The 13,714-nt window shown below is 46.4% G+C and carries 12 protein-coding genes; 6 read left to right on the top strand and 6 right to left on the bottom strand.

The window, feature by feature from the left end:
* Positions 1-49: 49 nt before the first annotated feature.
* Genes artQ through ACO6V5_RS01295 form a run of 3 tightly spaced genes read left to right on the top strand, consistent with a single transcriptional unit; the run spans position 50 to position 2,139 of the window.
* On the top strand, positions 50-712 hold the full coding sequence (artQ, locus tag ACO6V5_RS01305) for an arginine ABC transporter permease ArtQ (protein WP_422138616.1): 663 nt from the start codon (positions 50-52) through the stop codon (positions 710-712).
* Entirely contained in the window at positions 712-1,389 is a 678-nt protein-coding gene (gene artM, locus ACO6V5_RS01300) for an arginine ABC transporter permease ArtM (RefSeq protein ID WP_422134724.1), read from the top strand. The genes artQ and artM overlap by 1 nt, the downstream gene beginning before the upstream one ends.
* 57 nt (positions 1,390-1,446) lie before the next feature.
* Complete coding sequence (locus ACO6V5_RS01295; protein ID WP_422138617.1) at positions 1,447-2,139, top strand: HD domain-containing protein; 693 nt, start codon at positions 1,447-1,449, stop codon at positions 2,137-2,139.
* Between the two features lie 20 nt (positions 2,140-2,159).
* Here ACO6V5_RS01295 and ACO6V5_RS01290 read toward each other — a convergent pair whose 3' ends face one another.
* Complete coding sequence (locus tag ACO6V5_RS01290; RefSeq protein WP_422138618.1) at positions 2,160-2,768, bottom strand: TetR/AcrR family transcriptional regulator; 609 nt, start codon at positions 2,766-2,768, stop codon at positions 2,160-2,162.
* Positions 2,769-2,905: 137 nt separating this feature from the next.
* Between ACO6V5_RS01290 and ACO6V5_RS01285 the strand changes: the two genes are divergently transcribed.
* Both ACO6V5_RS01285 and ACO6V5_RS01280 read left to right on the top strand, forming a co-directional pair.
* Entirely contained in the window at positions 2,906-4,954 is a 2,049-nt protein-coding gene (locus ACO6V5_RS01285) for an FAD-dependent oxidoreductase (protein ID WP_422137130.1), read from the top strand.
* A gap of 773 nt (positions 4,955-5,727) precedes the next feature.
* Positions 5,728-6,714 carry a transposase gene (locus ACO6V5_RS01280; protein WP_422138619.1) on the top strand — a complete coding sequence of 329 codons (987 nt, stop codon included), beginning with the start codon at positions 5,728-5,730 and terminating at the stop codon, positions 6,712-6,714.
* Between the two features lie 746 nt (positions 6,715-7,460).
* On the opposite strand, the gene ACO6V5_RS01275 is transcribed toward ACO6V5_RS01280, so the two are convergent.
* The 3 genes from ACO6V5_RS01275 to ACO6V5_RS01265 form a co-directional block, all read right to left on the bottom strand.
* Positions 7,461-8,141 (bottom strand): hypothetical protein, encoded by a 681-nt coding sequence (locus ACO6V5_RS01275; RefSeq protein ID WP_422410898.1) that lies wholly within the window; start codon positions 8,139-8,141, stop codon positions 7,461-7,463.
* Between the two features lie 175 nt (positions 8,142-8,316).
* Positions 8,317-9,345 carry a hypothetical protein gene (locus ACO6V5_RS01270; RefSeq protein ID WP_422410900.1) on the bottom strand — a complete coding sequence of 343 codons (1,029 nt, stop codon included), beginning with the start codon at positions 9,343-9,345 and terminating at the stop codon, positions 8,317-8,319.
* Between the two features lie 345 nt (positions 9,346-9,690).
* Positions 9,691-10,818 (bottom strand): hypothetical protein, encoded by a 1,128-nt coding sequence (locus ACO6V5_RS01265; RefSeq protein WP_422410902.1) that lies wholly within the window; start codon positions 10,816-10,818, stop codon positions 9,691-9,693.
* Between the two features lie 442 nt (positions 10,819-11,260).
* On the opposite strand from ACO6V5_RS01265, the gene ACO6V5_RS01260 reads away from it, so the two are divergent.
* Positions 11,261-11,791 (top strand): hypothetical protein, encoded by a 531-nt coding sequence (locus tag ACO6V5_RS01260; RefSeq protein WP_422134731.1) that lies wholly within the window; start codon positions 11,261-11,263, stop codon positions 11,789-11,791.
* Between the two features lie 144 nt (positions 11,792-11,935).
* Here ACO6V5_RS01260 and ACO6V5_RS01255 read toward each other — a convergent pair whose 3' ends face one another.
* On the bottom strand, positions 11,936-13,087 hold the full coding sequence (locus tag ACO6V5_RS01255; protein ID WP_422134732.1) for a hypothetical protein: 1,152 nt from the start codon (positions 13,085-13,087) through the stop codon (positions 11,936-11,938).
* Between the two features lie 137 nt (positions 13,088-13,224).
* Positions 13,225-13,569: a hypothetical protein gene (locus ACO6V5_RS01250; protein ID WP_422134733.1), complete on the bottom strand. Its 345-nt coding sequence runs from the start codon at positions 13,567-13,569 to the stop codon at positions 13,225-13,227.
* Positions 13,570-13,714 lie beyond the last annotated feature (145 nt).

Here is a 13,714-nt window from a genome sequence, read left to right as displayed (position 1 = left end):
CATCCTGCCCAGTTGCAGTCTCTTTATTAACTGACAGACCCATGTACCCATGCTTGATCTCTTCTTCAATGCAACTCTGATGACTCTGGGACTGGCGCTTTCTTCCCTGCTTCTGGGCCTGATACTCGCGGCCCTGCTGGCTTTGGGTGAACTGAGCCGTTTCCGGTTGCTTAGATACCTGACCGTTTCATGGGTCACTCTTATCAGAGGAATGCCCGAGATTCTGGTGGTCTTCTTTATCTATTTCGGTGCGACTCACCTGCTCTTTCTGCTTACCGATGAATTTATCGAGATCAGTCCTTTCACAGCCGGTACCGTTGCCCTGTCGCTGATCTTTTCAGCCTATGCCAGCCAGACTCTGCGGGGTGCTTTCATGGCCGTTCCCAGGGGGCAGTCGGAAGCGGCCAAAGCTCTGGGTATCAGCTCTGTCCGCTGTTTTTATCGAGTGATACTGCCCCAGGCCTGGCGCCACGCACTACCCGGGCTGGGCAATCAGTGGCTGGTGCTTCTGAAAGATACGGCACTGGTCGCCCTGATAGGCGTGACGGACCTGCTACGTCAGGCACAACTGGTTTCATCCCAGACTTATGAACCTTTTACCTGGTACGCAACAGCTGGTGCCATCTATCTGTTGATCACCCTGATCAGTCAACATTGCCTGAACAAGATGAAACAGAAAACCAGTCAACATATCAGGACGGTGAACGTATAATGCCGGAATCCTTGTATGAATACCTGCCCCTCCTATCAAGAGGTCTTCAGACCACCCTGGAGTTGACCTTAGTCAGCTTGCTGGCTGGTCTGGTCATGGCCTTGCTTTTTACCCTGATCCTTTCCTTGCGTTTTAAACCTCTGGTCTGGCTGGTTCGCCTGCAAATCCTGATGTTTACAGGCACCCCCCTGCTGGTGCAGATTTTTCTGATTTATTATGGTCCGGCTCAGTTTCCGATCCTACAGGAAACAGTATTCTGGTCATTGCTCAGCGAACCCTGGTTCTGTGCCATGCTGGCTCTGGCCCTGAATAGCGCGGCTTATTCCACTCAACTATTCAAGGGTTCTATTGATGCGGTCTCTGCCGGTGAGTGGGAAGCGGCTATGGCGCTGGGTATGACGCGCCAGCAGGCTTTGACCCGGATCGTTCTGCCCCACGCGATTCGCAGGGCATTGCCAGCCTATGGCAATGAAATGATTCTGGTTATGAAAGGAACCTCACTGGCCAGTACCATTACCTTAATGGACCTCATGGGTTATGCCGCTCGCCTGAATGCCCAAACATACGACACCCTTACAGTTTTCTCACTGGCGGGTCTTATCTACCTGACTCTGACTGGAATCCTGACACTGATAATAAGGTGGATAGAGCGCAGGGCCCTGGCATTTTCCCGCTAAATCGTAAAGGTTTTGCCGCCTGTCAGGGGCGGCAGACAACCTCATCAGGAATATACATTGCAATGTCTACTCCGGCCTCCCAAAATCCTGTCAGCCACTCTGTCATTAATACTATTATTTTCAGGCATTCAGGCTGAAGGTACTGCCCAACCCTGCCGACAGTTCTCCCTGAATGGATATGGACGCGATCAGAGCAAAACCATGCAGAACTGCCTGAACGACATAAAAGCAAAAGCCAGCGTTTTTTATCAGCAGCAGGACCCTTACCACAACCTGAGGCATGGAGAACGAGTGGTAAAATACGCCCTGAAGATCAATCAGTATGAATCGGGTAATTCCTTTCTTGTTGAAGCGGGTGCCTGGCTCCATCAATATCATGACCATCTGGAGCAACTCGATAAACTTTTGAAAGAAACCGGATTGAATCCCGTCGTTCAATCTCAGCTGTACGAGATTGTCAGGCTGTGCCGTCCTCATCTGATTTCCGGGCGTTCCCCCTTAGAGGCGAAAATTGTCTTTGATGCCGATGCCATGGACCTAATGGGAGCCCGGGGCATAGCCCGCGAACTGGCCTGTAACCTTGAAGTCAGAAAATTCCCCTGCGATCAGGCGTTGATGCAAACCCGAAGAGTACAGAACCTTTTTGAAGAAAAACTGATGACCGAAACAGGTCGATCCATGGCTCAAAATGATATCAGAATGGCTCGCCTTTTCTGGCGTAGCTTTGATGAGTCCGAGCGGCCCTTATGAATCAGAGCAGCTAAAAGCAGCTATGTTGACTTCATATTCTGTACCAGTAACCTTGCCGCTACATCGCACATGCTATTGATGGAGGCCTTATCCAGATAAACCCCATCAATTAATAAACGACTTAAACCGTGCAAACTGCCCCAGGATACCTGGGCTACCCGCAGGGCATCCTGATCCTGACTGAAGCTGTCACCCGGTAAGTATTTTTTGACAAAGTCAGCATAACGCTGAAAAGCTTCAAATGAGATTTTACTGAGTTCATCAGTGGCTTGCCCATTCTTCCAGATAGGTCGGCCAAACATCAGGTCATACTGTTCGGCATGATTCTGGGCAAAATCGATGTAAGCGTGGGAAAACTCACGAAACCAGGCTTCAAGATCGTCGGGGGCTTCTGTCAGCCTGCTTCCCAGTTCCTGGTACCAGTGATTGAACCCTTGCTCTGCGATGGCACATAAAAGTTCATTCTTATCTTTGAAATGATGATAGGCTGCGGTTCTCGAGACACCAACAGCATCAGCCAACCCACGCATAGAGAGCTTCTCAACGCCGGACCCGGCGATCATCCGGGTTGCCTCATTAATCAGGCTTTGTCGTAAGTCTCCATGATGGTAATTCTTCTTGGCTGACATATTTTTACTCAAAGACAGTGCTCTGTTTCAGAAAATGAATACTCAATCTTGACAGTGTCAACATACAGTCTTATCTTGACGCTGTCCAGATAAGATAATTACAAATGTCCCTTAAAAAACCTGATGAGGATCTGTCGATGACCATCTCCCCACACAGCTCTGAGCCCCATAAGCTCTACCCTCACCTGCTGGAACCACTGGATCTGGGCTTCACACAGTTGAAAAACCGGGTGCTGATGGGCTCCATGCACACTAACCTGGAAGAGCATCCCGGTGGCTACGAGCGGCTGGCCGCTTACTTTGGTGAGCGCGCAAAAGGTGGCGTCGGTCTGATGGTGACCGGCGGCATTGCGCCCAACTGGGAATCCGGCGGCTTGCCCAACGCAGCCCAGATTACAACAGAAGAAGAGATTGCCGGTCACAGCCTGGTCACCCGGGCCGTACACAACGAAGGCGGCAAGATCTGTATGCAGATTTTGCACACCGGTCGCTATGCCTACCACCCTAAAGCCATTGCTCCCAGTGCCCTGCAAGCACCGATTGCGCCTTTTCCTCCCAAAGAGCTGACGCCCGAAGAGATTGACAGCCAGATTGAAGACTTTGTGCAATGTAGCCTGAATGCCCGGAAAGCGGGCTATGATGGTGTTGAAATCATGGGTTCGGAAGGTTATTTCATCAACCAGTTTATCGTCGCTAAAACCAACCACCGTGATGATGACTGGGGTGGACGTTACGAAAACCGCATTCGACTGCCCATTGAAGTCATTCGTCGTGTAAGAGAAAAGACCGGCAAAGACTTTATTATTATTTATCGTCTCTCCATGCTCGACCTGGTTGAAGGCGGCAGCAGCTGGGATGAGATTGTAGAGCTTGGCAAAGAGATCGAAAAAGCGGGTGCGACCATTATCAACACCGGTATTGGCTGGCACGAGGCTCGCATTCCCACCATTGCAACCATGGTCCCCCGTGCTGCTTTCACTTGGGTCACTGCAAAAATCAGAAAAGAGTTAAGCGTTCCTGTTATTACCTCCAACCGTATTAACATGCCAGAAGTGGCTGAAACGGTTCTGGCCAGAGGCGATGCCGACATGGTTTCCATGGCTCGCCCTTTGCTGGCTGACCCAGAGTGGGTTAAAAAAGCTGAAGAGGGCCGTGCTGATGAAATCAACACCTGTATCGCCTGCAATCAGGCCTGTCTGGACCATGCTTTTGAATTGAAACTGGTCAGCTGCCTTGTTAACCCCAGAGCCTGTCATGAGACCGAATTAAACTATCTGCCTACTGACAAGCCGAAAAAGCTTGCGGTGGTGGGTGCTGGTCCCGCCGGCCTCTCTTTTGCGACAACTGCCGCATACAGAGGCCATGATGTCACCCTGTTTGAGGCTGCTGACAAAATCGGTGGCCAGTTCAATATTGCCAAACAGGTACCGGGCAAGGAAGAGTTCCATGAAACACTTCGATACTTCCAGCGTCAGTTAGAGCTCACCGGTGTAAATCTGAAACTGAACACCCGGGTTTCTGCCAGTGAACTGGAAAACAGCGATTTTGATGAAATCATCGTAGCGACTGGCGTTACACCACGTACACCCGATATTGAAGGATTGGATCACCCCAAAGTTCTGACCTACCTGGATGTCTTCAGGGGTGCAAAAGTCGGTAAAACCGTAGCAGTGATCGGTGCTGGCGGAATTGGTTTCGATTTGAGTGAATTTATTACCCAGAAAGGGCCTTCACACAGCCTGGATGTCGAAGCCTTCATGAAAGACTGGGGGGTTGATATGAGTCTCAGCAACAGGGGTGGTCTGGCTGCTTCCGGCTCCCGGGAAGAAGAAAGTTCACGGGAGGTTTACCTGCTTCAGCGCAAAAAGACGAAGCCGGGAGCCACCCTGGGTAAAACCACCGGATGGATTCACCGAACCGAAATGGTCAAGCGTGGCGTGAAAATGGTGCCTTCCTGTGAATACCACAAGGTAGACGATAGTGGTCTTCATGTCTCCATTGATGGTGAGCCAAAGGTTCTGGATGTGGATAACGTAGTCATCTGTGCAGGTCAATTACCTCTCAGAGAGCTGGCTGATACTATCATCAGCAAGCCTGTTCACCTTATCGGTGGTGCCGACGTTGCCGCCGAACTGGATGCCAAGCGAGCCATTAACCAGGGGGCTCGCCTTGCCGCAGAAATCTGATCCGGCTATGTGCGGATAGACTCACACTCTGTTGACCTGAGGTTGCCCTGAGCATGTCGAAAGCTGCGACTAGCCCGGGGCGATCGTAATAAATAAAAGAAAAAAATAATAAAGAAAATAAAATAATAATAAAAAATAAAAAAAAATAAAAGGACACCCAAAAAAGAAAATAAAAGGACACCCATAATAAGAAAAATAAAAAATAAAAGGACACCCATAAAAATAATAAAGAGACACCCATAAAGAATAATAAAGGGACACCCAAAGAAAAATAATAAAGGAAATAATAAAAGGAAATAATAAAAGGACACCCAAAAATAAGAAAAATAAAAAGAAATAAAAGGACACCCATAAAAAAGAATAAAAAGACCCCCTTATATTTGACAAACAAACCAGCTTGTCTACTTTTTTGTTGTTGCTGATTTTTAGTTCCGGCAGGAGAGATTATGACCCGTGCGCGAAGTTCTCTGATCGACCCAGGTTCCACACCTTATTATCACTGTATAGCTCGGTGCGTACGCAGAGCATATTTGTGTGGAGAAGATCATTTAAAAAATAATAAAGGGACACCCAAAAAAAAAATAAAAGGACACCCAAAAATAAGAAAAATAAAAGGACACCCATAAAAAAGAATAAAAAAAATAAAAGGACACCCATAAAAAAATAAAAGGACACCCATAAAAAAGAATAAAAAGACCCCCTTATATTTGACAAACAAACCAGCTTGTCTACTTTTTTCTTGTTGCTGATTTTTAGTTCCGGCAGGAGAGATTATGACCCGTGCGCGAAGTTCTCTGATCGACCCAGGTTCCACACCTTATTATCACTGTATAGCTCGGTGCGTACGCAGAGCATATTTGTGTGGAGAAGATCATTTAACGGGCAAAAATTACGAGCACCGTCGGCAGTGGGTTGTAGACAAGCTCAGAGAACTGGTTTCAATCTTTTCTATAGAGGTCTGCGCCTATGCTGTCATGTCGAATCACTATCATGTGGTTTTGCATATTAATCAGATACCTGCCGGAGAGTGGACACGAGATGAAATTTTGAGTCGATGGACAAGGCTTTTCACAGGTCCGCATCTGGTTCAGAGGTATCTTGCTGCTGACCAGCTGAGTCATTCGGAACTGGCTCGCGTGGACGAATTTGTTGAAGAGTATCGAAATCGATTAACGAACATCAGCTGGTTCATGCGTTGCCTGAACGAACATCTTGCCCGTGAGGCTAACCAGGAAGATGGCTGCAGAGGTCGATTCTGGGAGGGGCGTTTTAAAAGTCAGGCGTTGTTGGATGAAGCAGCGTTGTTGACCTGCATGGCCTATGTTGACTTGAATCCGATCCGTGCCGAAATATCGGAAACACCAGAAGAATCAGACTACACGTCGATCCAGGAACGAATTGAAAAGTTGGCAGGCTCTGATACCCGAAAGCAGCCAATCACCCTTCTGCCTTTTCGATCACAAGGGCAAAACCCGGCTAAGGCATTGCCTTATATTCTTCACGATTATCTTGAGCTGGTTGACTGGAGTGGGCGTGCAGTTCGATCTGATAAGAAAGGTTCAATCCCTTCAGATATTCCACCCATTCTGACCCGACTGGAAATTGATTCAAATGAATGGCTCAAAACCATGAGATGGAATAGCCGCTTCTATCGGGCAGTGGGCAAGCTGGAAGCCATGAAAACTTTTGCTCAGGAAATGGGGCAGCATTGGGTACAGGGGATGTTCGCCTGTAGTCGTTTATTTTATGGCGTAAGTTAATTGACCAACTTTTCCGTAGTTATTAGTTTCCCCTGTCATATGGGAAGCTTTGCTATTTCTGACTTTTCTCCCTTTTGAGTGATTCGCTTTTTGTTTGTTCTGATAAACGATTAATATTTACCTTTTAGTGGCTGTCAGGGTTTGATTGTATTTTATATGGATGTCCTTTAAACATTTTTGGATGTCCTTTAAACAATATTGTATTTTATATGGATGTCCTTTAAACATTTTTGTTTGTTCTGATAAACGATTAATATTTACCTTTTAGTGACTGTCAGGGTTTGATTGTATTTTATATGGATGTCCTTTAAACATTTTTTGATTGTATTTTATATGGATGTCCTTTAAACATTCTTTAAACATTTAGTTTCCCCTGTCATATGGGGAGCTTTGCTATTTCTGACTTTTCTCCCTTTTGAGTGATTCGCTTTTTGTTTGTTCTGATAAACGATTAATATTTACCTTTTAGTGGCTGTCAGGGTTTGATTGTATTAAACACTGACAGGAAAGCTCGACTTCAGTAGGGTGAACGAAGCCTGCTTACCCACTGAAAATTCAAAAGAACCAAAATTTTGATACTTCGCTCTGAGCTTGTCAAAGCCTTTGACAAGCTCAAGCACTTGGCAACAATGATTAAAGTGATTCTATTAGCTCCTGAAGACTCTCCTGAACGGCTTCGGGCCACTGATCCACATAAAATTTATCAGTTTTTTCTTAATGGCAGGAATGCCAGCCTCTCCCTTTTATTAACCGCCGGGTCTCTCGTAACTGGAGCATTTGAACTTTCTAATACACATACCTACACCATCTCCAAGAGTGAACCAATGAAACCATCCGGTGCATCTGCCAACCTGTGCTATAACAAAATAGGATGTAACCAAAGCAACCACAGCAGCCGCCCCGACCCCGACCCACAGTCCGGCTTCAGAGACGGTATTTTTCCAGTTCTGGCAACTGCCTGTCAGTTCATCAAGATAAGATTCGGTTTTGTCACAAGCAGGCTGTGTAAGCGCCGAAATATGATACTGGGGGTAGATATATTGCCATTCCGAGCCAGTGACTGTGCAGGGTAATGTCTCTGAACCGGTATCCTGCATGTTTTCCTGCCCCTTGAGCAAAGCAGTGCGGATGGCTTCGCGGCCAAGACACTTTTTCATTGCCTGAATATCAAGCCGTGAAGCCTTGTCGGCTTTGGTTGTAAAAATAGTGCGTTCCCACTGAAACACAGTTTCCCCTGTTGATGCATTGAGCGCACAGCCGCCCAGGCAGTCAATCGGATGATTTTTACAAACCTTTTCTCCGTTCGGGCAGGAAGCATCAAATATAATGCCATTACTGTTTCCTTCCACAATAGGGTTTGCTGCTACCAAAGCAGAAGAAAGGCTCGCAAAAAGTAGCAAAATGTTTTTGTTCAGGGGATTGAGCATGATTATTTTTTACTCCAATTTAAAAAACATAGAAATTCGCCTGCATCGCTCATACAGGCTGCTTAAAAATGGCATAAAATCAGCCATATTCAATTTGAAAAACAAATCAGTATTGGCCAGTCAGCAACAGGAGACACTGAAGCCTCCTGCTTTGTGCAGCGGCTTGTTACTTGATTCAAGGCTTACGGTACGATGGTGTATAGTTAATCTGCACGACCTGAAGTGACTCAATTTGCTTTTTAAGACTCTCCTGAACATCTTCCGGCCATTGACTTATATAGGCCCTGGTAAAGCCATCCTTTGATATCTGACTTCCGTTCATCTCTAGGAACAGTTGATTCAGATCGTAAAACACTCCCGATGGTTCCAGGACAGAAACAGAAAGCCCTATGGTATCAATCAGCGAAAAACCCGACTTTTCATCATAAAAAACATTATTGAAGTTCGGGTCTCGATGAACCGCCCTGGAAAGGGTATAAATCCCATCGAATTTCGAAACCCTGTGACGCAGGTGAAATTTCGCCAGAATTTGCCCAAGCTCGGAAAACAATGCTTCAATATCAAAACTGCTTGAGGGCCTGCGGGACTCAGCAACCCAATCCCGAAGAGAGCGTCCTTTTACGGCTTTGAACAGTGAGTGCATCCTCCCCCCGATCAATCCACTCCACTCATCAAAACCAAAAGCCACCGGCTCTTCTTCAGGCACAAAGTAGCATTCAGCCACTTTCAACATAGGGGTAATCATAAAGCCAGTTTCAGCATAACCTTTCAAAATAAACTGCTGACCGTTGATCCGTATCGTGTTCAACGAAAACACCGAAGGAGAACGAGCCAGAAAAGCTATGAACTCAGCTTCATCCGTGTTGTCAGTCGCCCACTGTAAGCCCTTGTAACGCACAGGAATTTGTTGCCACTGGCTGGCGTTGTTCCCCGGCCAACGCCAGTTGAAATAATCTTCCAGGTCAGCTTGCCAATCATCGCAGGACATTGTTGCAGCATGAATGGCTTGGGTTTTTCTTAATAGTTTCAAAGCTTCTGCGCAGTTTTTACTGGCAGTCAGAGACTGACAAAATTCACTGTCCAGTTTCGGCTTCCAGAGTTCAAAGGGTTGGATACTACAGGATTCATCATCCCCGGTTACTGGCGAGTGCGGTGTCTCGGGCCATGCAAAATAAGCAGCTGCAGACGCAAACAGCACGGCCAAAGGGAACCGATAACCTCCACGACTCCATGGCTCTGTCGGACAACTTTCCAAAGAAAAAGAATATGTGGACTGCATTAACAGCAGGAGGGTCAGCATAATAAAAAATAACGGCCCAAAGGCTAAGCGGTTTCGCGGCATAACATGTTCCTGAATCAGATATTGGTTATTCTATGACCGTAATTACTCCAGAGAGTTCAACGCCCATCGAACATCGTTCGATGATTCAGATTCATGCTGCCAGCCTGATTACGGTTCTATATTTAGTCCAGACCGGTAAAAAAGACGCCCTTTAACCCACTTTTTGGCCTGGGTAGCAAGCTCAGGGCAAACGTCTCGTTGCAAGATTTAAAGTGACTCTATTTCCTGCTTGAGATTCTCCTGAGCTTCTTCTGGCCACTGACCTACATAGGCACTGATAAAGCTACCCTTTGATATTCTGTGTTTGTCCATATTCTTGAACAGCATAATAAGGTCATTATGCACTTTAGACGGTTCCAAAACTGAAACAGAAAGCCCGATGGTATCAATCAGAGAGAAGCCCGACTCTTCATCATAAAAAACATTCTGGAAATTCAGGTCATGATGAACGGCTCTGGAAAGGGTATAAATTCCATCCAAATCCGAATCTCTGTGACGCAGGTGAAATTTCGCCAGAATTTGCCCAAACTCCGAGAACAAGGCACCAAGGTCAACCTTACTTGAAGGTTTACGGGACTCATCCAGCCAATCATGGAGTGAGCGCCCTTTCACGGCTTTGAACAGGGAGTGCATACGCCCCGCGACCCATCCGCTCCACTCATCAAAACCAAAAGCCACGGGCTCTTCTTCTGACACAAAGTAGCATTCTGCCACTTTCAACATGGGGGTAATCATAAAGCCAGTGTCCGCATAGCCCTTCAAAATAAACGGCTGACCGTTGATCTCGATCCTGTCCAACGAAAACACCGAAGGAGAACGAGCCAGAAGAGCTATGAACTCAGCTTCATCCATGGTGTCAGTCACCCACTGTAACCCTCTGTGATGCACAGGATTTTGTTGCCATTGGCTGGCGTTGTTCCCCGGCCAGCGCCAGTTGAAATAGTCTTCCAGATCAGCTTGCCAATCATCGCAGGACATTGTTGCAGGTTGCATGGCTTGCGTTTTTCTTAATAGTTTCAAAGCTTCTGTGCAGTTTTTACTGGCAATCAGAGACTGACAAAATTCACGGTCCAGTTTTGGCTTCCAGAGTTCAAAGGGCTGGATAGTACAGGATTCATCTTCCCCGGATTCTGGCGAGTGTGGTGTCTCGGGCGATGCAAAATAGTTAGCTGCAGACGCAAACAGGACGGCCAAAGAGAACCGATGCCCTCCAGAGCGACGGCATGGCTCTGTATGATAACTTTCTGAAGAAAATGAAGGTGCCGTCTGCATTAAGAACAGTGAGGTCAGCAGAATAGAAAGTAACTGCCCACAGGCAAAGCGGTTTGACGGCATAAAGTACTCCTGAATCAGATCCTGATCATTCTATGACCGTGATAACTCCAGAGAGTTCAACGGCCATCGAACATCATTCAACGATTCAGATTCATGCTGCCAGCCTGAGTAAGATTATTTGGTGAATCCTGATCGGCAAAGAAGAGGCTCACTAATCCACGTTGACGCTTTGGTTTCTTAATAACACTGCTGTTATCAGGTCTAACTAGTAAGTACCTAACCAGTTGGTTTCGCATATTCTGGACGGCGGCTTTTTCCATCCTTCTGCGTTCCAACTCTGGTTGCGTAGCTATGGCTACGCGTCCGTCGTTGCGCCTTGAAGGATGAAAAAATCCACTTGCCAGAATATGCGAAACCAACTGGCCAGGTACTTAAGGAACTATTTTTTTTAATACGCGTCAAAAGTAGTAATTATTTATAAAAAATCATGTGGGGTATACGAATGATAGGTGCTTGCAAAGAAAAAACTTTGAGCTTTTCTAACTCTACTGATCACATGTCAGAAAATACTGGTGCAAAAAAAACTGTTTATTTATGCAAAGAGTTCAATGAAGAAGGAAAACTTTTAGCCAGAAATAATAAAATACCACTTCTGAAAAGAAAATGTTCGCTGGTAAAAAAAATAGCTGGCAATTGCATATCTATTTTTGATAGATCCGTTTCCAGAGTCTGCGGGTCTATTGAACTGGCATTCAGTGAATGTAAAGATATGATTCATTTTAAATATATTATTAGACCTGTATATAAATGCTTGCCTTCAAGAGTAGGACGCCCGATTGCCACAATCGCAACATTTTTTTTAGCCGATTGCCTATTTCATAAGCCCCCCGCATATTTAATGCAATATATGAACAAAGGACAAATAAAACCTGATTATACTGACCTTTATTCAAACATGTGCTGGACAGCTCTTGGTTGCATGGTGGCATACTCTAAATATAAAAATCACCGACCCAATTCAGATACAAATTAGTAATTTTTACTTTTGAAAGCTTTTGAAAGCTTTTGAGAGTGTGAAAGATCGAAGTGTCGATTTCATGATCTACCAAGTAATTCAGCGTGTATTCAAAAGACCCCGACTGCCGCTTTGGCTTCGATAACAAGCTCAGGGCCAACGTTACGGGCTATATCTCAACTTCAGCGCCAATTGAAGTACTGCCAAGTCCTCCTTGATAACTGCCTGAGTCTCTTCTGGCCACTGACTTGCGTAAGCCCTGATAAAGCCTCTCTTTGATATCCTGCTTCTGTTCATATCTTCAAAGAGCTGACTCAGATCATGGATCATTTCGGAGGGTTCCAGCACTGAAATAGAAAGCCCAATGGTATCAATCAGCGAGAAACCCGTCTTTTCATCATAAAAAACATTCTTGAAATCCAGGTCATGGTGAACCGCTCTGGATAGAGTATAAATCCCATTGAAATTTGAAGTTCTGTGACGCAGGTGAAACTTCGCCAGAACTTGCCCAAACTCCGAGAACAAGGCATCAAGATCAACCTGGCTTGAGGGTTTGCGAGACTCAGCAACCCAGACCCCAAGAGAACGCCCCTTCACGGCTTTGAACAGGGAATGAATACGCCCCCCGATTAGCCCACTCCACTCATCGAAACCAAAAGCCACCGGCTCTTCTTCGGGAACAAAATAACATTCAGCCACTTTCAACATAGGGACAATAATAAAGCCACTGTTGATATAGCCTTTCAGGATAAACTGCTGACTGTTGATCTGTATCGTATTCAACGAATAGATCGAGGCAGAGCGAGCCAGAATACCTATAAAGTCAGCTTCTTCGATGATGTCAAGCACTTGCTTAAAAGCCCCTACAGGTATTTGCTGCCATTGGCTGGCGTTGTTTCCTGGCCAACGCCAGTTGAAATAGTCTGCCAGCTCAGCTTGCCAGTTATGGCAAGCCACTGTCGCAGGCTGCATAGCTCCCGTTTGCCTTAATAGTTCCAACGCTTCTGTGCGGTCTTTCAGGGAAACCAGGGACTGACAGAATTCTCTGTCCAGCCTGGGCTTCCAGAGTTCGAAGGGGTGAATACTGCAGGATTCATGCTCACCGGATAAAGGAACGTCCGGCGTCTCAGACCATGCATAATAGGTCACTGCAGAGACAAACAGGGCTGCTAAAGGAAACCTATAGCCTCGAAAGCCACTGCATTCGCTTGTCTGACAACTTTCTGAAGAAAACGACAGAGACGACTGCACAGACAGAAGAAGGATTAGCAGAGCAGAAAGAACCTGCCCATGGGTAAAGCGGGTTGGCAGCATGAGGTGTTCCTGAATCAGTTACTGGTAATTCTTAGACCCTGATTACCCCAGAAAGTTTAACTACCGCGATCGAACATGATTCAGATTCATGCTGCCAGCCTGAATGTGGTTAGCTTTAAGGCCGGATCAGCAGGTATTCAGCCGGACTCTGGCGCTCTCGTTTCGGCATCTTCTGGCAGACTGCCACCGGTTTTTGGCTGGTCGAGGGTGCAATTCCAACCCCAACCTTCCTGTTTTTTCACAAATTCTGAGGCTTGACCTTCGCAATAGCCTTCAGTGTAAGTGGCGTTCCAGAGTGTCTTTTCATCACTGCCTTTGGTGTAGCGGACCTCACAGGGCAGGCTGGATTCACGCTGAAGATAGATGACGCTTATCTTTCGTTCCTGATTGCTGCGGTCACAGGTGTATGAGTAATTATCCGATGCGGATGCCAGTCCGGTCATACCCAACCCAACCAGAATGGCCAGAAAAGCTCTGTACATGGGGGATCATCCTGTTCGAATTCATAGTCAACCATCCCAGAAACGTTGGCTGAGTCAGCCCAACGAATCTGCCCGTGTAGGATCAAAAGAACCACTGGGGCACTCTAACACAGCCTTTGCCAGAAACTGAAAATTCTTGGACAAA

Origin of the sequence: Endozoicomonas sp. ALD068 (genome assembly GCF_049310145.1) — a bacterium.
Lineage (GTDB): Bacteria > Pseudomonadota > Gammaproteobacteria > Pseudomonadales > Endozoicomonadaceae > Endozoicomonas_A.
Note: the sequence above shows the minus strand (reverse complement) of the source record. Positions and strands in the feature narration are given on the sequence as shown.

Bases quoted from the DNA above. Each gene is read 5' to 3' on its own strand.
- artQ (WP_422138616.1), top strand. From the start codon at position 50: ATGCTTGATCTCTTCTTCAATGCAACTCTGATGACTCTGGGACTGGCG.
- ACO6V5_RS01250 (WP_422134733.1), bottom strand. From the start codon at position 13,569: ATGTACAGAGCTTTTCTGGCCATTCTGGTTGGGTTGGGTATGACCGGA.
- ACO6V5_RS01290 (WP_422138618.1), bottom strand. From the start codon at position 2,768: ATGTCAGCCAAGAAGAATTACCATCATGGAGACTTACGACAAAGCCTG.
- artM (WP_422134724.1), top strand. From the start codon at position 712: ATGCCGGAATCCTTGTATGAATACCTGCCCCTCCTATCAAGAGGTCTT.
- ACO6V5_RS01265 (WP_422410902.1), bottom strand. From the start codon at position 10,818: ATGCCGTCAAACCGCTTTGCCTGTGGGCAGTTACTTTCTATTCTGCTG.
- ACO6V5_RS01280 (WP_422138619.1), top strand. From the start codon at position 5,728: ATGACCCGTGCGCGAAGTTCTCTGATCGACCCAGGTTCCACACCTTAT.
- ACO6V5_RS01285 (WP_422137130.1), top strand. From the start codon at position 2,906: ATGACCATCTCCCCACACAGCTCTGAGCCCCATAAGCTCTACCCTCAC.
- ACO6V5_RS01260 (WP_422134731.1), top strand. From the start codon at position 11,261: ATGATAGGTGCTTGCAAAGAAAAAACTTTGAGCTTTTCTAACTCTACT.
- ACO6V5_RS01275 (WP_422410898.1), bottom strand. From the start codon at position 8,141: ATGCTCAATCCCCTGAACAAAAACATTTTGCTACTTTTTGCGAGCCTT.
- ACO6V5_RS01255 (WP_422134732.1), bottom strand. From the start codon at position 13,087: ATGCTGCCAACCCGCTTTACCCATGGGCAGGTTCTTTCTGCTCTGCTA.